Source organism: Rhizobium sp. GN54 (assembly GCF_021026345.1).
In the GTDB taxonomy this organism is placed as follows: Bacteria; Pseudomonadota; Alphaproteobacteria; order Rhizobiales; family Rhizobiaceae; genus Mycoplana.
This window is the reverse complement of record NZ_JAJNCZ010000001.1, coordinates 408,794-428,526: the sequence shown is the minus strand read 5'-3', so window position 1 is coordinate 428,526 and position 19,733 is coordinate 408,794. Positions and strand designations below refer to the sequence as shown.

At 66.8% G+C, this 19,733-nt stretch carries 22 protein-coding genes and 2 tRNA genes; 8 read left to right on the top strand and 16 right to left on the bottom strand.

The annotated features are described in order from the left end of the window. Positions 1 to 75: 75 nt before the first annotated feature. The 4 genes from LQK81_RS02065 to LQK81_RS02050 all read right to left on the bottom strand — a co-directional run bounded on the left by LQK81_RS02065 (position 76) and on the right by LQK81_RS02050 (position 4,999). A complete protein-coding gene (locus LQK81_RS02065; protein WP_230803007.1) occupies positions 76 to 1,035 on the bottom strand; it encodes a bile acid:sodium symporter family protein in 960 nt (319 codons plus the stop codon). Between the two features lie 105 nt (positions 1,036 to 1,140). Then, entirely contained in the window at positions 1,141 to 2,448 is a 1,308-nt protein-coding gene (locus LQK81_RS02060) for an HlyD family type I secretion periplasmic adaptor subunit (protein WP_230803006.1), read from the bottom strand. Between the two features lie 30 nt (positions 2,449 to 2,478). Further along, positions 2,479 to 4,218, bottom strand: a complete 1,740-nt coding sequence (locus LQK81_RS02055) for a type I secretion system permease/ATPase (RefSeq protein ID WP_230803005.1) — start codon at positions 4,216 to 4,218, stop codon at positions 2,479 to 2,481. 223 nt (positions 4,219 to 4,441) lie between these two features. Further along, positions 4,442 to 4,999 carry an MgtC/SapB family protein gene (locus LQK81_RS02050; protein WP_230803004.1) on the bottom strand — a complete coding sequence of 186 codons (558 nt, stop codon included), beginning with the start codon at positions 4,997 to 4,999 and terminating at the stop codon, positions 4,442 to 4,444. Positions 5,000 to 5,184: 185 nt separating this feature from the next. On the opposite strand from LQK81_RS02050, the gene LQK81_RS02045 reads away from it, so the two are divergent. Next, positions 5,185 to 5,261: transfer RNA gene (locus LQK81_RS02045), tRNA-Pro, on the top strand. 210 nt (positions 5,262 to 5,471) lie between these two features. Here the strand turns inward: LQK81_RS02045 and LQK81_RS02040 are convergent. From LQK81_RS02040 to LQK81_RS02030, 3 genes are all read right to left on the bottom strand, one after another. Further along, complete coding sequence (locus tag LQK81_RS02040; protein ID WP_230803003.1) at positions 5,472 to 5,792, bottom strand: hypothetical protein; 321 nt, start codon at positions 5,790 to 5,792, stop codon at positions 5,472 to 5,474. 222 nt (positions 5,793 to 6,014) lie between these two features. Further along, the gene (locus LQK81_RS02035) at positions 6,015 to 7,187 is read right to left on the bottom strand and encodes a DUF3095 domain-containing protein (RefSeq protein ID WP_230803002.1); all 1,173 of its coding nucleotides are present in this window, start codon (positions 7,185 to 7,187) and stop codon (positions 6,015 to 6,017) included. A 166-nt stretch (positions 7,188 to 7,353) separates the two neighbouring features. Then, complete coding sequence (locus LQK81_RS02030; protein WP_230803001.1) at positions 7,354 to 7,812, bottom strand: YbaK/EbsC family protein; 459 nt, start codon at positions 7,810 to 7,812, stop codon at positions 7,354 to 7,356. 256 nt (positions 7,813 to 8,068) lie between these two features. On the opposite strand from LQK81_RS02030, the gene LQK81_RS02025 reads away from it, so the two are divergent. From LQK81_RS02025 to LQK81_RS02015, 3 genes are all read left to right on the top strand, one after another. Beyond that, positions 8,069 to 8,416 carry a hypothetical protein gene (locus LQK81_RS02025; protein ID WP_230803000.1) on the top strand — a complete coding sequence of 116 codons (348 nt, stop codon included), beginning with the start codon at positions 8,069 to 8,071 and terminating at the stop codon, positions 8,414 to 8,416. A 46-nt stretch (positions 8,417 to 8,462) separates the two neighbouring features. Then, the gene (locus LQK81_RS02020; RefSeq protein ID WP_230802999.1) at positions 8,463 to 9,212 is read left to right on the top strand and encodes a class I SAM-dependent DNA methyltransferase; all 750 of its coding nucleotides are present in this window, start codon (positions 8,463 to 8,465) and stop codon (positions 9,210 to 9,212) included. Positions 9,213 to 9,366: 154 nt separating this feature from the next. Beyond that, positions 9,367 to 9,693, top strand: coding sequence for a sunset domain-containing protein (locus LQK81_RS02015; protein ID WP_230802998.1), 327 nt, complete (start codon positions 9,367 to 9,369; stop codon positions 9,691 to 9,693). A 112-nt stretch (positions 9,694 to 9,805) separates the two neighbouring features. Here the strand turns inward: LQK81_RS02015 and LQK81_RS02010 are convergent, their stop codons facing one another. The 4 genes from LQK81_RS02010 to LQK81_RS01995 all read right to left on the bottom strand — a co-directional run bounded on the left by LQK81_RS02010 (position 9,806) and on the right by LQK81_RS01995 (position 12,070). Further along, complete coding sequence (locus tag LQK81_RS02010) at positions 9,806 to 10,795, bottom strand: HAD family hydrolase (RefSeq protein WP_230802997.1); 990 nt, start codon at positions 10,793 to 10,795, stop codon at positions 9,806 to 9,808. A 152-nt stretch (positions 10,796 to 10,947) separates the two neighbouring features. Continuing rightward, complete coding sequence (locus LQK81_RS02005) at positions 10,948 to 11,352, bottom strand: DUF1398 domain-containing protein (RefSeq protein WP_230802996.1); 405 nt, start codon at positions 11,350 to 11,352, stop codon at positions 10,948 to 10,950. Positions 11,353 to 11,417: 65 nt separating this feature from the next. Further along, a complete protein-coding gene (locus tag LQK81_RS02000) occupies positions 11,418 to 11,879 on the bottom strand; it encodes a MarR family winged helix-turn-helix transcriptional regulator (RefSeq protein WP_230802995.1) in 462 nt (153 codons plus the stop codon). Between the two features lie 116 nt (positions 11,880 to 11,995). Continuing rightward, positions 11,996 to 12,070, bottom strand: a tRNA-Gln gene (locus tag LQK81_RS01995). 435 nt (positions 12,071 to 12,505) lie between these two features. Between LQK81_RS01995 and LQK81_RS01990 the strand changes: the two genes are divergently transcribed. Together LQK81_RS01990 and LQK81_RS01985 are read left to right on the top strand one after the other, a co-directional pair. Then, positions 12,506 to 12,802: a cupin domain-containing protein gene (locus LQK81_RS01990; protein WP_230802994.1), complete on the top strand. Its 297-nt coding sequence runs from the start codon at positions 12,506 to 12,508 to the stop codon at positions 12,800 to 12,802. 179 nt (positions 12,803 to 12,981) lie between these two features. Then, positions 12,982 to 13,920, top strand: a complete 939-nt coding sequence (locus LQK81_RS01985) for an MBL fold metallo-hydrolase (protein ID WP_230802993.1) — start codon at positions 12,982 to 12,984, stop codon at positions 13,918 to 13,920. Positions 13,921 to 13,975: 55 nt separating this feature from the next. Here LQK81_RS01985 and LQK81_RS01980 read toward each other — a convergent pair whose 3' ends face one another. Further along, positions 13,976 to 14,878 (bottom strand): DUF1499 domain-containing protein, encoded by a 903-nt coding sequence (locus LQK81_RS01980; RefSeq protein WP_230804377.1) that lies wholly within the window; start codon positions 14,876 to 14,878, stop codon positions 13,976 to 13,978. 364 nt (positions 14,879 to 15,242) lie between these two features. Between LQK81_RS01980 and LQK81_RS01975 the strand changes: the two genes are divergently transcribed. Both LQK81_RS01975 and LQK81_RS01970 read left to right on the top strand, forming a co-directional pair. After that, positions 15,243 to 15,668, top strand: coding sequence for a hypothetical protein (locus tag LQK81_RS01975; RefSeq protein WP_230802992.1), 426 nt, complete (start codon positions 15,243 to 15,245; stop codon positions 15,666 to 15,668). An 89-nt stretch (positions 15,669 to 15,757) separates the two neighbouring features. Further along, positions 15,758 to 16,018 carry a hypothetical protein gene (locus tag LQK81_RS01970; RefSeq protein ID WP_230802991.1) on the top strand — a complete coding sequence of 87 codons (261 nt, stop codon included), beginning with the start codon at positions 15,758 to 15,760 and terminating at the stop codon, positions 16,016 to 16,018. Positions 16,019 to 16,052: 34 nt separating this feature from the next. On the opposite strand, the gene ppdK is transcribed toward LQK81_RS01970, so the two are convergent. The 4 genes from ppdK to LQK81_RS01950 form a co-directional block, all read right to left on the bottom strand. Further along, entirely contained in the window at positions 16,053 to 18,728 is a 2,676-nt protein-coding gene (gene ppdK, locus LQK81_RS01965; RefSeq protein ID WP_230802990.1) for a pyruvate, phosphate dikinase, read from the bottom strand. Positions 18,729 to 18,919: 191 nt separating this feature from the next. Next, positions 18,920 to 19,066 (bottom strand): hypothetical protein, encoded by a 147-nt coding sequence (locus tag LQK81_RS01960; RefSeq protein WP_230802989.1) that lies wholly within the window; start codon positions 19,064 to 19,066, stop codon positions 18,920 to 18,922. Between the two features lie 71 nt (positions 19,067 to 19,137). Continuing rightward, entirely contained in the window at positions 19,138 to 19,443 is a 306-nt protein-coding gene (locus tag LQK81_RS01955) for a type II toxin-antitoxin system RelE/ParE family toxin (protein WP_269064672.1), read from the bottom strand. Then, a complete protein-coding gene (locus LQK81_RS01950; protein ID WP_230802988.1) occupies positions 19,440 to 19,670 on the bottom strand; it encodes a type II toxin-antitoxin system ParD family antitoxin in 231 nt (76 codons plus the stop codon). The genes LQK81_RS01955 and LQK81_RS01950 overlap by 4 nt, the downstream gene beginning before the upstream one ends. Positions 19,671 to 19,733: the final 63 nt, after the last annotated feature.

Below are 19,733 nucleotides of genomic sequence, written 5' to 3'. Positions count from 1 at the left end.
GGTATAAACGGAACGGCCCCCGCGCCTTCTTGTGCGCGGGGGCCGCTTGTCATGTCCTGTGCAGGGCCTGCGCCGTCAGCGCGTGGCCAGGGCCTCGTCGGCGGTCTCCTCGTTCGGCACGCGGGCGAAGTAATTGGCGATCAGTGCGCCGGAGATGTTGTGCCAGACGCTGAAGATGGCGCTCGGGACGGCTGCGACCGGAGAGAAATGCGCGTTCGCCAGGGCCGCTCCCAGGCCGCTGTTCTGCATGCCGACCTCGATCGCGATCGCCTTGCGCTTGGCAACCGAAAGTCCAGCCGCCTTCGCGGCGAGATAGCCCAGCATATAGCCGATGCCGTTGTGCAGGACGACGACGAGGAAGATCAGCAGGCCGGTGCTGGCGATGGCGGCCTTGCTGGCGCCGACGACGGCGGCGACGATCAGGACGATGCCGGCGACGCTGACGAGCGGCAGCGCCGGGACCGCCTTGGTGACGATGCCCGGCACCAGCTTCTGCAGGGCAAAGCCCAGCGCCAGCGGCAGCAACACGACCTTGATGATGCTGATCAGCATCGCCATGGCGTCCACCGGCAGATACTGGCTGGCAAACAGCCAGACGAGGAACGGCGTCACGATCGGGGCCGCCAGCGTGGTGACGCTGGTGCAGGCGACGCTGAGTGCTACGTCGCCCTTCGAAAGATAGGTCATGACGTTGCTGGACGTGCCGCCGGGGCAGCAGCCGACGAGGATGACGCCGGCAGCCACTTCCGGCGACATCGGGATCAGCATCGTCAGGATCACGGCGATGGCCGGCATGATGACGAACTGCGAGACGACGCCGATGCCGACTTCGATCGGGCGCCGGGCCACCTCGCGGAAATCGTCGAGCGACAGGGTCAGGCCCATGCCGAACATGATGATGCCGAGCAGCGTGACGATGTAGGGCGTCAGTTGCTTGAACGTGTCGGGGAGGACGAAACCGAGGATGGCGAAGAGGATGACCCAGAGGGCGAATGTCTTTCCGACGAAGGCGGAAAGGGATGCGATGGCTTTCACGACAGTCTCCAAAACGAAAAATCCGCCCCGCAGTACGCCTGCGGGACGGAGGTTTCAATCGCAAATCTCACAAACTTGCTTCCAGCCGCCCTCCGGCGACAGAAACTATCGTTCGCGGAAGGCCTTGGCGAAATAATCGGCAAGCGGCTTGACCAGATACTCCAGCGGCGAGCGCTCGGAGGTCTGGATGAAGGTTTCGACCGGCATGCCGGGCATGACGTGCTTGTCCTCGCCGAGCTTCAGCATCTCGCCGGCATCCGGCTTGATCTCCGCCTGGTAGTAGGTCGCACCCGTGCGCTGGTCCTGCAGCACGTCGGCGGCCACCTTGGTGACGTGGCCGAAGATCTCCGGCGTCGAGCGGTGGTCGAAGGCGCCGAAGCGGATGTGGGCCACCTGGCCGACATGGACCTGGTCGATCTGGGTCGGCGAGATCTGCGTCTTGATGACGAGGTCATTTTCCTGCGGGATGATGAACATCAACGCATCGGCCGGCTTGATGACCGAGCGCAGCGCATGCACCTGCATTCCGAGCACCACGCCCGGGACCGGGGCGGTGATGTCCATGCGGCTCAGCGTCTCGTGCTTGGCGGTGCGGTTTTCCTTCAGTTCGGCGATCTTGGCCTCGATCTCGCGCAGCGACGTCGTCGCCTCCTCGCGCATGTCGGAATCGATGTTGAGGACCGCAAGCTCGATCTCGGCGACCTTGCCGGCGTTCTCGGCGATGCTCGACTTGGCCTGGCTGATCGTGCCGGAGATCTCGGCCTCCTCGCGCTGCAACTGCAGCACGCGGCTGGCGTTCGTCAGCGACTGCTTCAGGAGCTTGTTCTGCGCTTCCAGTTCCTGGCTGATCAGCCCGAGCTGGGTATCCAGGGCTGCGATACGGCTGTCGAGACCCTCGTTCTGCTTGGCGATCTGGTTCTTGCGCTCGGTCAACTGGCCGATCTGCTTGTCGCGGGTCTCGCGGCGGGCCTTCATCAGGCGGGTCTGGCCGTCGATGATCTCGGCCACTTCCGGATCGGTCTTGGCACGCTCGACCATTTCCGGATCGAAGCGGATCTCGTCCTTCTCGTCCTGCTCGGCGATCAGGCGGGCGGCAGTGCCCATCAGGCTGTAGAGCTGGCTTTCGATGACTGCGAGTTCCGACTGGTCGAAGGTGTCGTCGAGGCGCATCAGCACGTCGCCGGCATTGACCCGGTCGCCTTCGTGCACGTTGATCTTGCCGACGACGCCGCCGGTGAGGTGCTGCACGACCTGGCGGTTGCTCGCCACCTCGATGATGCCGCTGGCCACGACCGCGCCGTTGATCCGGGTGAAGGCTGCCCATGCCGCCATGCCGCCCAGCAGTACGAAGACGGTGGTGTAGCCGATGAGAGCGTAGTTGCGCCCGCTCCAGGTCTTGTTCATGGTACTCATATCCTGTTCCGTCTGGTGCCGTCAGGCGTCCTACTTGTTGCTGCCGCCGGTGCCGGTGCCCGGGACGACCTGGGCATGGTTGCGCAGGTGCGCGCGCAGCACTTCGTCGCGCGGGCCGAAGGCGAGGCGCTGGCCGTTCTCGAGGATGAGAATGAGGTCGCATTCCTCGATCGCAGCCGGCCGGTGCGCCATGATGACGACGGACTTGCCCTCGGCCTTGAGATTGCGGATGGCGAGGTTCAGCGCCATCGAGCCCTCGGCGTCGAGGTTGGAGTTCGGCTCGTCGAGCACGACCAGCACGGGATCGCCGAAGAGCGCGCGGGCGAGGCCGACGCGCTGCTTCTGGCCGCCCGAGAGGCGTCCGCCATTGGGCGGCAGGCGGGTGTCGTAGCCATCCGGCAGGCGCAGGATCATGTCATGGGCGCCGGCCTTCTTGGCCGCCGTCACGACCTTCTCCGCATCCGGATTGACCTGCATGCGGGCGATGTTCTCGGCGACCGTGCCTTCGAAGAGCACGACGTCCTGCGGCAGGTAGCCGACGTGGTCGGCGAGCCCGTCGAAGCCGTACTGCTCGAGCGAGGCGCCATCGAGGCGGGCATTGCCGCCGGCCGGCGGCCAGATGCCGGTGAGGATGCGGGCCAGCGTCGACTTGCCCGAGGCGCTCTGGCCGATGACGCCGAGCGCCTGGCCGGGGGCGAGCTCGAAGCTCAGCATGCGCAGGGTGGCGACCTTCTCGCCCGGCGGGATGGCGGTGACCTGGTTGACCTCGAGGATCGCGCGCGGCTTGGGCAGGGCCGTGCGGCTCTCCTCTTCCGGCACCTTGGACAGAAGCTCCGACAGCTGCCGCCAGCCCTGGAAGGCGCGCTGGACCAGCGACCACTGGCCGATGGCGCCCTCGATCGGGGCGAGCGCGCGGCCGATGATGATCGAGCTTGCGATCATGGCGCCGGCCGAGATCTCGTTCTGCAGCACGAGATAGGCGCCGAGCGCCAGGATCGCCGACTGCAGGAAGACGCGGAAGGTCTTGGACGAGATGGCGTAGAAGCCGTTGCTGTCGCTGTAGCGGATATTGGCCTCGAGCGCGCGGTCGCGCAGCACCTGCCAGCGGGCGGCGACCGAGCGGCGCATGCCGAGCGCGCGAACGGTGTCGCTCTCCTTCTGCAGCGTCTGGGTCATCTCGTCGCTCTGGCGGCCAGCCACCATGGCGCGTTCCTGATCGCCCTTGGTGCCGTTCTGGTTCAGCCAGGTGAGCGCCACCAGGACCAGGCCGCCGGCAATGCCGAGGATGCCCATCCACGGATGGAACATGAAGATGACGAAGAGGAAGAACGGCGTCCAGGGAATGTCGAAGACGGTGAAGACCGCCGGCGACGACAGCACCTTCTGGATGGCGTCGAGGTCGCGCATGCCGGTCAGCGTGGAAATGCCGCGGGCGTTCAGCCCGGTGCGGTCGAGCACGGCGTTGAACACGCGCTTGTCGAACTTCGCCTGGAACTTCGCGCCGACGCGGGCTGCAAGGCGGGCGCGGATATGGTCGAGCACGCCCATGATGGCAAAGAGGCCGACGATCAGGCCGGTCAGCGCCACCAGCGTCGCCTCGGACCGCGAGGCGAGCACGCGATCGTAGATCTGGAGCATGAACAGCGGCCCGGTCAGGACCAGAAGATTGACGAAGAAGCTGAACAGCCCCATCGCGAGAAACGCCTGGGCGCTCTCCTTCAGTGCGGCGCGAAGTTCGTCCGCACCGGCAGTGTCAGCATGAATTGCCACGTTTTGCCCTCTTTCCACCGATGGTCGGCATCGACATCAAAACACGAAAAACCTGCCACGCCGGTCCGTCAGGGCGGCCCGCGACAAAGGCAGGTGTGTCGTCTCAGAGTAAAGACGATATACGATCGGTATTATTCACAAATCAATAGTACAAAATGGCGGCAAAAGGGCATTTTAGAGACATCTAAAGCAAAATTCTACCATGTCGTTCAATTCGGCACGGCTAAACCCGTTTTGCCTCGTCTGCCCCGGAAATGGGCTCCCCTGCCGCCGGTTGCGTGCCGGCTTCGTCCCCTGCCCCTTCCTGCGCCCCCGCGCTGTCCGTTACCAACCGCCCAAGTATATTAAGAACCACGAGACAGGCAAGGGTTGAGAAGGCGGCAATCGCCCAGTACCCGAGCCCGACCGACAGGCCGACGCCGCCGGAAAGCCACATTCCGGCCCCGGTGGTCAGGTTCCTGACCTTGCCTTGCGAGAAGATGATCATGCCGGCGGCGAGAAAAGCGACCCCCGAGGTCACCGCCTCGACGACCCGCAAGGGGTCGATGCGCACCTGCTGGTCGTCGAGGTGATGCAGGTGCACCATCTCGACGGAGATGACGGCGATGACCGCGGCGGCGAGGCTGACGAGGATGTGCGTGCGCAGGCCGGCGGGGTGGTTGCGCGTCTCGCGCTCGAAGCCGATCAGGGCGCCGAGCAGGACGGCGCCGGTCAGCCGGGCGAAGATCACCGCCAGCGGCAGCTCGGTCGTCGCGAAGATGTCATCGAGGATCGCCTGCATCCCCGACGAACGCGCACGCCCGGCGGAAGTTCCGCCCCGCCCGCATCGCATCCGCACCCGGCCGCGCGGATTGCCTCCGGGCCAGCCCGGGCACCGGCCTGCCCGGCGGGCGGCATGCGTGAATTTTTTTGATTTTTTCCGCTTGTCGAAACCGAAACCCTGTTCTATACGGACGCCGCTGGTCACGGAGTGTAGCGCAGCCTGGTAGCGCACCTCGTTCGGGACGAGGGGGTCGAGTGTTCGAATCACTCCACTCCGACCAGCTCGAAAAGCCCGCGGAAGCGGGCTTTTTTCGTTTTCGGCATGGCCAGACGGACCTAGTCGCCCGCCCCGCGGATGCAGAAGGCGCCTGCGAGCAGCAGCAGGGCGGCGCATTGCATGAGAAACATCGGCAGTTCAGGTGACATGGCGTGATCCTCTTTATCTTGAAGAGGTGGAGCAGTCGTGCTGTCCGTCAATCGCCCGTCGGCGATCATTGGCCGAAATCGGGCACATAAAGGCACTGCGTCCGGCCCTTGGGCCCGAAATTGCCGAGGCCGGCGCAGCGATGGAAGCGGCCGTCGGGAGAGTGCTTGATTGGCCAACTGTCATAGCCGATGACCTCGCCGGTGGTGCGCACCAGCCAACCCTCCTTGGTCGCCAGGATCTCCTCGTCGGGAACGGGCATGCAATCGCGGTTGGAACAGCATTCCAGGTCGTAGAAGCTGTGCGCCCGGGCGAGCCGCGGGCCACCGGACGCCATGGTGCCGCCCACCACGACGACGAACACGAGAACAGGGCGTACCAGTCGCATGCGTCCCTCCTCCTCCTCCGGCCCGGCCTGCGGTCGGTTGCGGCACGCCTGAGCGGCTGGCCCGCGCCGGTCGCTCCCTGGCAGCGGCCCCGAATCCGGATCCCGAATTCGGGCGACCTTCCGCAGAATGCGTGCGGATATTGGCAAGATCGCGCCCGGTCGCGGCGGCGGACGCCTTTTTTCGCGGCAGGGTGAGCGGACGGGCGCGTGGCGCGGCGTGCTTCAGGCGGCGGTGGCGCCCGGGCGCATCGCGCTCTTCAGCCGGCTTGCGGCGAGCGCATAGCCGCCGGCCGCACCGTCGATGAAATGGACGTGGTCGCGCGCGAGCGGGGTGGGCACGACGCAGGTCATCAGCGCGGACGCCTGCCGGTGCAGGCCGAAATGGCAAAGGCCGGCGAGACGCGCCTCCTCCAGCCGCGCCTCGATGGCCTCGATCCGCTGCGGCTCGAGATCGAGCGTCATCTTCAGGCCGTCGTCGAACTTGCGGAAATCGGAATTGGCGACGATATCGTCGCGGTAGCGGCGCGGGTCGAAGCGGCCGAGGGTGAGACCGAACAGGGTCAGCACCCGCATCAGCACATATTGCAGGGCGATGAAGAGCTTGCGCCGCCAGCGCCGTCCCGGCGGCACGGCCGCCCGCGCCTCCATGTCCAGCGAGGCGCGGCTGATGCCGAGTTCGAGGCCTTCGACGTCCAGCGGCCGGCCGCCGCGCGTCTGGCTGGCGGCGAGTGCGACGACGTCGGCGATCAGGGCCCGGAAGGCCTCCTCGGAGGCCCCTTCGGCGGGAACGGCGATGATCGAGACGATCTCGCCGTTGCGGGCGGAAATCGGGTTCCAGCGGCAGGAAAGGCCGACGAGTTCGGGGCGGGTTCCGGGCGGCGCCATCGGATTGGTTTCCAGCCCCGCCTTCATGCGCCGTTCCGCCCAGGCCGCGCCGCCGCCGGCGAACATGGCGTAGGAGACGAGGTCGCTCGCCGCATAGCGCGCCACCAGCACCTCCTGCCCCGCATCCCGGATCGCGGCGACCGGCACGACCGCACCGCGCATGACGAAGCCGAGCTCCTCCAGCGACCAGCGCTGGACGGCCGACAACCCGCTCCTTGCGGCGCCGGCCAGCGACGGCGGAACCGCGACCATCGCCCCGTCGCCGCCGAAGGCATAGGGCAGGTCGTGGCGGCCGGTCGCGTTCAGGACGCCGGAAATAACGCTGGCGCCGGCCATGTTGACGGCCTTGTAGCGGCCGGCCTCGATCGCTCCGGTGGAATCGACGATGTCGGCCAGCACCAGCACCCAGCCGTCCGGCAGCGGATGATAGTTGCGCGCGTCCGCCACGTCCTCGAAATCCGAGAAACTCGGGAGATTGCGGAAGAAGTCGTCGCTGCTGCCGTCGGCCATGGGATCAGCCTAACATGGAAGAGTGCGGGGTCGTTGCGCCGGTGTCGTCTATAAATGGGATATAGCAAGTCTCGACGATGCGTCCCATAGAACCGAAGGGTACCTGTCATCGCGATCCGGTACTACGTCACCTGTCGTTTCGGATGATTGCGTCCGGCCGATCACGTCACTGGCAGACGTCGACCCAGGTGCCGCCGACAAGCTGGACCATCTTCTCGGTGGGGATGCGGACGGCGGCATTGGTGGCGCCGGCGGCGGGCACGACCTCGTCGAACGGCTTCAGCGAGACGTCGCAATAGATCGGGATCTCGGAGGGAAGGCCGAAGGGGCAGACGCCGCCCACGGGGTGGCTGGTGACGTCCACCACCTGCTCGGCATCGAGCATGCGCGCCTTGCCGCCGAAGCGATCCTTGAACTTGCGATTGTCGAGGCGGGCGGTGCCGCTGGCGACGATCAGCATCGTCTCCTCGCCGACGCGCAGGCAGATCGTCTTGGCGATCTGCCCGGGCGCGACGCCATGCGCGGCGGCGGCGAGCGCCACGGTGGCCGAGCTTTCCTCGGTCTGGAGGATTTCGATCTCGGGCGCATGCGCCTGAAAGAACTTGCGGACGGATTCGAGTGTCATGGCGTCATGGATACCGGGGCCGCGCCGCCGAGGCAAGCGCCGGCAACCTGCGCGGGCGGCCGCCTGCCGTCGTGCCCCCCTCGCAACCCATCGCGAAAGTGTTGCAATTCGGCCGAACTTCAAGGCGCGGTGAGGTGGACAAGCGGCGGCGGGGCAAGAAGCGATTCCCCTGGAGCCATGGCCTGCGCTAGAGCACGGATCGCGCTCCCAAGAGCTTCGCCCGCACAACGCCCGCACAACGCCAAAGGATTTGGCCATGACCTTCCGCTTCGCCCTCCTGGCAGGCCTCGCGCTTGCCGTCACCGGTTGCACCTCCGTTGCGCCGTCAGCGCCGACCACGCCGCTCGAGAGCCGCTGGGTCGGCCGCACCGCCGGCGAGTTCTTCGCCGCCTACGGCCCGCCGATCAACGACATCGCCGGCGCGAGCGGCATGACCCTCTATGCCTGGCGCGGCGGCTACATCAACCGCAGGGCCTGCCAGGTCGAACTCGCCGTCAGCGAGGATTACCGGATCCGCAAGATCCGCACCGTGATCGACCGCAAGGACCCGAAGGGCGGCCCCTCGCACTGCGAACGGGTCCTGGACGCCGCGCCCAAGGCCTGAACGAAGGCCGGGCGCTGACGAGAGATCGGAGAAGTGGAGACATCACATGCCCGCCTTCGATCGCCTCTTCGACGACGTCGACCTTGCCGGCTTCTACGACCTGGAGAACGGCTGGGGCGCAGACCTCGACACCTGCCGCGCCCTTGCCGCCGATGCCGGGTCGGTGCTGGATCTCGGCTGCGGCACCGGCGAACTGGCGGTCTCGCTTGCCGGCGGGCGCCGCGTGGCAGGCGTCGATCCGGCCGCGGCCATGCTCGACATCGCCCGCGCCAAGCCGGGCGCTGCGGCCGTGTGCTTCATCGAGGGCGACGCGCGCGCGATCCGCCTCGGCGAGACCTTTGACCTGATCGTCATGACCGGCCACGCCTTCCAGGTCTTCCTGACGGAGGCCGACCAGCGCGCCGTGCTCGCCACCATCGCCGCCCATCTGTCGCCTTCCGGCCGCTTCGTCTTCGACAGCCGCAACCCCGCCGTCCGCGAATGGGAGGAATGGGTGCCGCAGGCCTCGGAGCGCGACCTCGTCCACGACCGGCTCGGACCGGTGACGGCCTGGAACGACGCGGCGCACGATCCCGCGACCGGCATCGTCACCTACGAGACGCACTATCTGGTCACAGCCGACGGGCGGCAGCTTTCGGCGACATCGCAGATCCTGTTTTCAGACAGGGACCGGATCGAGGCCCTCCTTGCCGAAAGCGGGCTGACGGTCCAGCGCTGGGCGGGCGACTGGCAGGGCGGGGACTGGCATCCGGGCGCGCCCGAGATCATTCCGATCGGCGGCCTTGCAGCGAATTGACGACAGGCGCCCCCCCGCAGAAGGCCCGCAATCCCGGCCCGCGCTAACCGATCGTTAAAATTTTAGAATATCCTTTTATTCTGCAATAAGCGCGTTTCTTAAGCCGGCGGCAATAGGCGGGGGGCGATCATGGCGCCATGCTGGAGGGCGTATGATGCACCCGAAATTTGCCGAGCATAGGCAGGGCGACCAACGTCGCGGCCTGCCGCTTGTGTCAGCCATTCCGGGCCTGATCTGTGTCGGGCTCGTGTTCTTCATCTTCGACATGCTGAGCGGCGCCGGGCTGGTCGCCGCCTTCGGCGCAGCCGTGGCCGATTGCCAGATCAAGGGCAATATCGACCTGGTCGACGGCACCCGCGCCTACTACCTGCCCGGACAGGATCGCTACGGCGCGATCCGCATCCACCCGGCCGACGGCGAGCGCTGGTTCTGCAGCGAGGAGCAGGCGGTGGCCGCGGGCTGGCACCGGGCACTGCGCTGAGGCAGGCCGGGGACCGCCGCCGGCGCCCCTGCCCCATCGGTGCGCAAGGGCCGCGTCATCCGGATTCATAGTGTCACGGTGCGTGGCGCCTGCAGCCCTCCCCGCGGCCGCATCACGGGTCGAAGGGGTAGATCTTCTTCCAGTCTTCCTTCATGTCGACCACCTGCCAGCCGCGTTCGCCGGCCTCGTCCAGCGCCTTGTCCAGCCTGCCGAAATGCGATTCCCGGTCGTAGGCATATTCGCGGACGGCGTCGGTGTGGTGGACGATGATGCCGAGCGAGGGGTGATTGCCGCTCGTCACCCAGCGCAGCATCTCGTAGTCGCCGTCCGAATTGCCGGCGGCGAAGATCGGGCGCCGGCCGATGAAGGTGTTGATGCCGACCGGCTTGCCCGGGCCGTCGTCTATGAAGTCGATCTTCGGCAGCCGCTCCAGCACCGGCTTGTCATCGACGACCCTGTACTCCGTCACGATCGAACTGCCGACCACCTGTTCGGGCGGAACCCCGTAGGCGCCCTCCGTCATCGGCCGCATGAACTCGATGCCGCCGCCGGAGACGATATAGGTCTTGAAGCCGTTGGCGCGCAGGTAATCGAGCAGCTCGATCATCGGCACGAAGGTCATCTCGTCATAGAGCTTGCCGGTCTTCGGATGGCGGGCGGTGGCAAACCAGTTGGTGACGATCGTCTCGAAGGCCTCTGTCGTCATGCCGGCATGGGTGACCATCGCAAGCTCGACGAGGCCCTTCTGGCCGCTGTCGGCGATGGCTGCGAGGTCGCCGGCGAGGATCGAGCGGAACGGCTCCTTCTCCTGCCATTCGGGATGCTCCGGCGCCAGCGCCTTGACGCGGTCGATGATGAAGCCGAGCTGGAAATAGAACGGCTGCTCCGACCACAGCGTGCCGTCATTGTCGAATACCGCGATGCGCTCGGCCTGCGCCACGTAGTCGGGACCGCCCTCGGTGGTGACGCGCGTCACGAAATCGACGATCGCCTGCCGCCGCGCACCGTCGTTCCAGGACGGCAGGTCCTGCGCCAGCGCGGTTGCGGGAAGAACGAGGATGATGAAAAGCACGCGCAGGGCACGGGACACGACACAGGACATGGCTCTCCTCCAGCGGCCACGGGCAGCACGGTGCAACGCCGGTTCCCCACGCCGAGACGGCCACTCTATCAGTCCAGCGACAGTAATGCATCCCGCACCGCAATCTGCGGTGCCGAGGCCGGGGCAGCTCGAAAGCCCGCCCCGCACCGGTCCTACCGGTCCGGAAAATGCTCGACATGGGTCTCGGCCGTCCGGCCGAAATAGACGACGCGGCGGCCGAAGAAGGAGACGATGTAGCCGGCGCAGCCGTGTGCCTTCGCGTTCTGGCAGAAGCCCCTGTAGGTGTAGTCGGGCCCGTTCGCCTGCGCCCGCCGCACCTCCGCCTCGAGGCCGGCTGCGTTGAACCTGGCGGCGACCTTGCCGTCGGAGGGCTCGTTGCCGAGGACGACGCTGTCGCCATCGGGGAGATAGTAGGTGGTGGTGGCGCACCGGTAGTCGACGAGATATCCCTCGAAGCCGGCGGCCATCAGCGTGTCGACGATCCCGGGAAAGGCCATCGTGCCGGCATAGGAGGCCGAGAGGCATTTTTGGGCAATCATGTCCAGATGCGCGTCCATGGCGCACTCCTTTGTCGGTGTGTGTTGTCGTTACTTCGTGCGGCGGCGCGATCCAGGGTCAGGACCTAGTCGGTCGTAACCACCGCCAGCCCCCGCCCGGCGACGATCTTCCTCAGGAGCCTGTCGAGTTCGCCGCGCTCCTCCACTTCGAGCACGCCGAAGAATTCCGTGTCGTTGCGGTCGGCGAGTGCTGCCAGCATCGGCACCCGAGCGCGGCCCGCAGGCTTCAGGGCGAGCGTCTGGGTGCGCTTGTCCGCAAGGCTCGCGCCGCGCTCGACCAGATCCTTGGCGATGAGCCGGTCGGCAAGCTTCGAGATCGCCCCCCTCGTCATCCCCATCGCTTCGGCAAGCGCGGACGGCGAGACCGTCTCGAAGTCGAAGAGCATCCGCATGAACACCCACTCCGCGACCGTCACCCCCTCGTCCTCGAGCTTGCGCGCAAAACCCTGCGAGACATTGTTCGACACCGCCCGGAGCCAATAGCCCAGGTGGGTTTCGAGGGAGGATACGGATGCTGCTTCGTTCATGTCGGACCCATTTGTTGACTAGGAAAGTATATGGGCTTTGTTTCCTAGTCAACTATAAAGATTGATGGGAGCCGGGAAGGGGATATGTGTGGCGGATCGGAGGCAGAGCATAAAGATGGCTGGGGCGCCAGGATTCGAACCTGGGAATGCCGGTACCAAAAACCGGTGCCTTACCGCTTGGCGACGCCCCAGCATGCGGGCCGAAGGCCCTGCAGGCCGGAGCCTGATAGCAAAGGCAAAAGCGGCGGACAATCCATAATGTCGGTCGGGCGCAAGTTTCTTTGGCGACTGTCGGGGCGTGATGCCGGCAGGGAGCGACGGGCGGGGATGATCGGTCCCGGGCCGGTCCCCGGGGCCGGCTTTTTGTGGCCGCGGTTCGGCGGCGCGGACGGGTGCTCGCCGGCTGCGATGCGGCTGGATGTTCACCGGTGGCGGCGCGGGCGGGTGTTCGTCCGCTGCGGGGAGCGCCTGGCCGCGGGGCGGCAGCTTTCGGAGGCGACAGCCGAAAGCCTCGAATTTCGATTCTTCAATGTGCCGGGCTTATCGGCTAGTGTCGGGCGCATGCGGCCAGACCGTTGTCCTTCCCCTGGCCGGCCATGGCGCCGGCGTTCTTTTCGGAGATCCGCATGAGCCCGTTCCGCGCCCGCCCGCCGGCCACCTCGACGCTTCTTCTCGATGACGCGATGGTCCGGGTGACGCGCTGGGACTTCGAGCCCGGTGCCGATACCGGCCATCACGTGCACGGGCTCGGCTATGTGGTCGTGCCGATGACGGACTGCGACTTCCTGATCGAGGAGGACGGCGGCGCGCGGCGGGTGCGGCAGGCGGCAGGCGCCGTCTACCGGCGCGAGGCGGGCGTGGCGCACAACGTCGTCAACGGCGGCGACCAGCCGATGAGCTTCATCGAGATCGAATACAAGTGACGTGGCAATGCAGCTGGCCAGTGCGGTTCTGGCCAGTGCGGTTGGCCGGCGAGACGGGCCAGCGAGGTGACCCAATGATGCGGGCCGACGGATCGAGCAGGAACCGGCCGAAAAAAATGGACCCATGGTGCGGGTTGACGGACGGCCCGGCGGAACCGGCCAGCGAGGATGAGACAGACGTGACAGACGTAGACAAGGACGTAGAAAAGCAAACGGCCCCCGCCTTCGACCTGGCCTTCCGGCCGGCGCATGGCGAGGCGGTGCCGGTGGCGGACAAGGTCCAGCGCATCACCGTCAACAATCCCGGCCCCTTCACCTTCCACGGCACCAACAGCTATATCGTCGGCGACCGGTCCGTGGCGGTGATCGATCCCGGCCCGGAGGACGAGGCGCATTTTGCAGCGCTGATGGCGGCGCTGAAGGGCCGCGAGGTGACGCATATCGCCGTCAGCCACACCCACCGCGACCATTCCCCGCTCTCCCGGCGGCTGAAGGCGGAGACAGGCGCGGTCATCGTCGCCGAGGGGCCGCACCGCTCGGCCCGGCCCCTGCACGCGGGCGAGGCCAACCCCTTTGCCGAGAGCTCGGACACCGACTTCGTGCCGGACATCGCGCTCGCCCACGGCGAACGCGTCGACGGCGACGGCTGGTCGCTGACGGCGCTCCTGACCCCCGGCCATACCGCGAACCATGCGGCCTTCGCCCTGGACGGCACCGGCATCCTGTTTTCGGCCGATCACGTGATGGCCTGGGCGACGACGATCGTGGCGCCGCCGGACGGCTCCATGGCCGACTACATGGCCTCGCTCGACACGCTGATGCAGCGCGACGACCGGCTCTACCTGCCCGGCCACGGCGGGCCGGTGACCGATCCGGCCTCGTTCCTGCGGGGGCTCAGGATCCACCGCAAGATGCGCGAATATGCGGTGAAGGAGCGCATCCGCAAGGGCGACCGGCTGATCGCCGACATGGTCCGGGCGATCTACAAGGATACCGACCCGCGCCTGCATGGCGCCGCGGCCCTGTCGGTGCTGGCGCATCTGGAAGACCTGGTCGAGCGCGGCGAGGTCGTCACCGACGGTCCGCCGCTGCTGAAGGGGATCTACCTGCCGGCGTGAGGGTTCCGGCACGGCCCAGCCCCAGCGCCTGTCACGGCGCCGTAACCCGGCAGCGTCAGTTGCCCGCGATCCCCAGCAGTTCGGCGTCCAGCGCCTTCAGGTAGCGGTCGGCGAAGGCGGCGCCGAGGCCGAGGTCGTGCGGGCCGTAGCGCGAGGCGACGCGCATGTCGACCAGGGCCGTCTCCTCCTCCTCGCGCAGGCGGATGGAGACGTCGAAGCGGAAGCCGAAGACCAGCGAACGCCATTCGCCCTGCAGCAGCACGTCGTTCGGCCCGCCGATCCGCGGCAGGAAGCCTTCCTCCAACGGCCGGGCGGAGGGGACCGGGACGACAGTGATCGCGCTCTCGCCGCCCGTGTCCCCGTCCGGCTTGACAGCGAGGTCCTCGAGGTCGGAGATGACGTTTTCCAGCCCCGCCTCACCGGTAAAGACGATGCCCTGCTCGTCGGCGACCTTGCGCACGCCCTCGAGCACGCGGTCGAGCGCGCCCTCGTAGCGCCGGCCGGTCAGTTCGGGATAGGCGGCCGCCTGGATCTCGCGGTCCTGCAGCGTCACCGGCGGGCGGGCCAGAAAATCCTGACGGGCGACGGGCACCTTCAGCCATGGCGGCGAGGCGAAGGGATCCGTCGTCACGTCGTAGATCATCGGCCGGGTGACATAGGCATAGGCGGCGTAGCCAGCGATCGCAAGCGGCGGGGCGGCGAGAAGAAGGGCCAGGAAGGCCGCCTTGCCGCCGCGCGCGCCGACCCGCCAGAGCCGGATGAAGCCGACGCCGGCAAGGACGACCGCCAGCGCCGAAAGGGCAGCGCCGCTTGCCGCCAGCACCAGGAAATGCGGTGTCGTCAGCGGCCCGAAGCGATGGGAAAGGGCAGCGGCGAGGAAGACGACCAGCCCGATCCAGGCGAGGCGCCGCGCCCAATGGGCGGAATGGGAATAGGGCCGTTCATATCGAATGACCATTGCCATCGGGCCGATCCTCGCTGCCAGTCTCGCGCCAGTCCGGGGGAGCCGGAGCGCGCCTTCGATTGCTTCTCGAGGATACGCGCTCGGCACGCATCCTCAAATCCCGAATATCTGCAAGGAACCTTCCGGCTCCGTCGGCGTTCTCATGTCGGTCGCCGGGTCGAACCGGCGCCCGGCGCAGTATTGCCGTGCATACTGATGGCAGGGATGGTCGCGTTTCGTCAATGCGGCCGCCACACTTATAAGTGGAACATGACGCAAAGGCCCGGTTTGTGCTTGTGTGCCGCAAAATTGCCACGCTCCTTAACGATTTTTTCCTGGGGACAGGTCAGACGGACAAGCAACAGGGAGAGGTTTACCGATGCTGCAGACACCGACGAGCGTTCAGGCACAGCCCCTGGCGCTGCCGCCGCCATCCGAAAATCCGGCCAATGATCCGGCCGACGACGCGGTCCCGGCCCTCGAACTGGTGGAACTGGAACTGTCGCTTGACGGCCTCACGGTGGACGAAGAGGGCGGCTTCTCCGAAGCGGTCCGTCGCGCCGCCGGCACGCTCGGCGGCGAATTCCTGTTCGACCTGCCGGCTTCCGGCCTTGCCGAGGACTGCCAGCGCATCGCCGCCCTTCGCATCCCCGAGGCGAACGGCAAGGGGATGAAGATCGTCTTCGCCCTGCTCGACGGCAGCGCGATCCGGGTCGAGGATCCGGGCGAGGAAACGAGCGACCTGAAGAACTTCGCCCATTCCTTCGTCGGCGTTCTGGAACGCATGCGGCGATCGCTGCAGTAATACCGACCTGCAGCCGCCTTGCAGCGGCCGGTGCGGCCCCTATATTTCCTTCATGACGAGGGCGGTCTTCCGCCGCCATGGAGGTCGGAATGCGCGCGCCCATCCTGTTCTCGGTGGCTGCGGCAGCCGCATTGCTCGCGGGCTGCCAGACGATCACGCCCGAACAGCGGCGCGCGGCCGACGAGCGGCAATGCCTCGACTACGGCTTCAAGCGCGGCACCAGCGCCTTTGCCACCTGCCTCCAGCGCATAGACCTCAATCGCGACGCCGACCGTCGCGCCTTCCTCTATGGCGATGCCGGCTGGTACGGCCCCGGCCCCTACCGCCGCTGGTACGGGCCCGGCTGGTAGAGGTCGGCTTCCCGACAGTCCCCGATCGCTGCGGTCAGCAGCCGTTGCGGCGCCCGGCAAAGGCCGCCTGGGCGGCGGCGAGGCGGGCGATCGGCACGCGGAAGGGCGAGCAGGAGACGTAGTCGAGCCCGGCGTCCTCGCAGAAGTGGATCGAGGCCGGATCGCCGCCGTGCTCGCCGCAGATGCCGAGCTTGAGGTCATTGCGGGTGCGGCGGCCGCGCTCGGCGGCGAGCTGGATCAGTTCGCCCACGCCGTCGAAATCAAGCTGGACGAAGGGATCGCGCTCGACGATGCCCTTCTGCAGGTAGGTATTGAGAAATTGCGAGGCGTCGTCGCGCGAAATGCCGAAGGTGGTCTGCGTCAGGTCGTTGGTGCCGAAGGAGAAGAACTCGGCCGATTCGGCGATCACGTGGGCGCGAAGGGCCGCGCGCGGCAGCTCGATCATGGTGCCGACCAGATATTCGATGTCGACGCCGGCCTCGGCGATGACCTCCTTCGCCACCGCCTCGATGCGGGCCTTGACGTAGTCGAGCTCGCTCTTCAGGCCGACGAGCGGCACCATGATCTCGGGCACGACGGCGGCACCGGTGTCCCTTGCCGCCTGACAGGCCGCCTCGAAGATGGCGCGCGCCTGCATCTCGGCGATCTCCGGATGGGAGATGGCGAGGCGGCAGCCGCGGTGACCGAGCATGGGATTGAACTCGTGCAGCGCATCGACGCGCTGACGCAACTCAACCGGATCGAAGGAGAGGCTGGCTGCGACCTCGGCGATCTCCTCGTCGGTCTTGGGCAGGAATTCGTGCAGCGGCGGGTCGAGCAGGCGGATCGTCACCGGAAGCCCGTGCATGATCTCGAACAGCTCGACGAAATCCGAGCGCTGCATCGGCAGGAGCTTGGCAAGGGCCGTGCGCCGGCCGGTCTCGTCCTCGGCGAGGATCATCTCGCGCATGACGTTGATCCGCCCGTCCTCGAAGAACATGTGCTCGGTGCGGCAGAGCCCGATGCCTTCGGCGCCGAAGGAGCGCGCGGCGCGGGCGTCGGCGGGCGTCTCGGCATTGGTGCGCACCTTCATCCGGCGGGTCGCATCGGCCCATTCCATGATGCGGCCGAAATCGCCTGACAGTTCCGGCTGCAACATGGGGATCGCGCCTTTCAGCACCTGCCCCGAGCCGCCGTCGATGGTAATGACGTCGCCCTTCCTGAGGGTCACGCCCTGCGCGATCAGGAGCTCGTTGCGCAGGTCGACGCGCAGGGTTCCGGCACCCGAGACGCAAGGGGTGCCCATGCCGCGGGCGACGACGGCGGCGTGGCTGGTCATGCCGCCGCGGGTGGTCAGGATGCCTTCAGCGGCATGCATGCCGTGGATATCCTCCGGGCTGGTCTCGACCCGCACGAGGATCACCTTGCGGCCTTCCTCCTGCGCGTGGACGGCCTCTTCGGAGGTGAAGACGATCTCGCCGGTGGCAGCCCCCGGCGATGCCGGCAGGCCGGCGCCGATCACCTCGCGGCGCGCGCGTGGATCGATCGTCGGGTGCAGGAGCTGGTCGAGCGATGCCGGATCGATGCGGGCGACGGCCTGCTCCTTGCTGATCAGCCCCTCCTCGGCCATGTCGACGGCCATCTTCAGGGCCGCCTTGGCCGTGCGCTTGCCGGAGCGTGTCTGCAACATCCACAGCTTGCCGCGCTCGATGGTGAACTCGAGGTCCTGCATGTCGCGATAGTGCCGCTCGAGCCTCGTGCAGATGTCGGTGAACTCGGCAAAGGCTTCGGGCATCAGCTTTTCCAGCGAGGGCCGGTCGGAGCCGGACGCGATGCGGGCGCCTTCGGTGATGTTCTGCGGCGTGCGGATGCCGGCGACGACGTCCTCGCCCTGCGCGTTGACCAGGAACTCGCCATAAAGCGCATTCTCGCCGGTGGACGGATTGCGGGTGAAGGCGACGCCGGTGGCCGACGAATTGCCGAGGTTTCCGAACACCATGGCCTGCACGTTGACGGCGGTGCCCCATTCGGCGGGGATGTTGTGCAGGGTGCGGTAGGTGACGGCGCGCGCGTTCATCCAGCTGGAGAAAACCGCGCCGACCGCGCCCCACAGCTGGATCTCGGGATCCTGCGGGAAGCTCTCGCCCAGTTCTTCCTCGATCGTCTCCTTGTAGCGGGCGATGACGTGCTGCCACTCCACGGCGGAAAGCTCGGTATCCTGCTCGTGGCCGAAGCGGGCCTTCTCGTCCTCCAGGATCTCCTCGAAGACCTCGTGGTCGAGCCCCATGACGACATCGCCATACATCTGGATGAAGCGGCGGTAGCTGTCCCAGGCGAAACGGGCGTCGCCGGCGTCGTGGCCGAGCGCCTGGACGGTCTCGTCGTTGAGGCCGAGATTGAGGACGGTGTCCATCATGCCCGGCATCGAGGCGCGTGCGCCGGAACGGACGGAGAGAAGCAGCGGCCGCTCGTTGTGGCCGAAGGTGCGCCCGGTGATCTCCTCCATCCGGCGAAGGCCGTCGCGAACCTCGTTCTTCAGGCTGTCGGGAACGGTCCGGCCGTTTGCGTAGTAGTGGGCGCAGGCATCGGTGACGATGGTGAGACCGGGCGGCACCGGCAGGCCGAGATTGCACATCTCGGCAAGATTGGCACCCTTCCCTCCCAGGAGATCGCGATCGGCCGCAGCCCCCTCGGCGCTTCCCCCGCCGAAGGTATAGACCCACTTCTGCATTGCTGTTCTCCACCCGAAACAGTCTATTGTGACAGATTTACAGCATATGGCACGAATTGGGAACGGATCGGAAGGCAGAAAATGCTGCGCCGCAACATCACGCGACGAAGGTCGGAGCCAAGGGCGGCTCAGACAGGCGGAAAGGCACCGGGCCGGCCATCGCAGGGCCGGCTACGGCGCCCGGATCTCCGTCAGTTCTCCTGGACCGACAGGCCGTCCTTGCCGATCTGGATCTCGACCCCGTCCGGCTTCTTCTCTTCCTGGTAGGCATAGTAGGAAAAGCCGGCGACGACGACGATGAGCGCGCCGATGATCATGTAGAGTGCGTTTCTTGACATCAATGTCCCCTTCCTGCCCGGCCCTGACGGCCGGCGCGAGGATGAATGCCGGAGCCGGGGATTGGTTCCGCTCAGGTGTCGAAAAAGGCCGGGAGGGTGTTCTGGCGGGCGTGAAGAACGCGGATCACGAGGATGGCGTCGCGGAACACCGTGTAGAAGACGATATGCTCGCGATAAGGAAAGGAGCGCAGACTGCCTGGCAGTTCCTGCCGCAACCGGCCGCTTTCCGGCCTGGCACTCAAGCGGCCGAGAAGATCGAACAGGCCGCCCACATAGGCTTCCGCCTGAGCATCACCCCAAGTTTCCAGCGTATAGGCGAGAATGGCATCGACATCCGCCTCCGCGCTGGCGGTAAACTGGTAGGCCGGAGCGCTCAGGAGAGAGCAGACCGGGCGCGCGCGAGAAACGCCGCCGCCGTGACGGCCCTGTGCCGACCGCTTTCCATGTCGTCCAGGCCTTCGCCCACCTTCTCCCGGAGCCGACCGATATAGGCCTCATGCAGGCGAAGCGCATCGTTGACGACGGCGCTGGCGTCATCGAAACGGCCGCTTTCGACCTCCTCGTCGATATACTTCTGCAGTTCCTTGCTGATCGAAACGTTCATCTGGCGCCTCCGGGACGACCGCAACTATAGCATGAAGGCTGCCTGCTCGAAAGCAGCTCCCCC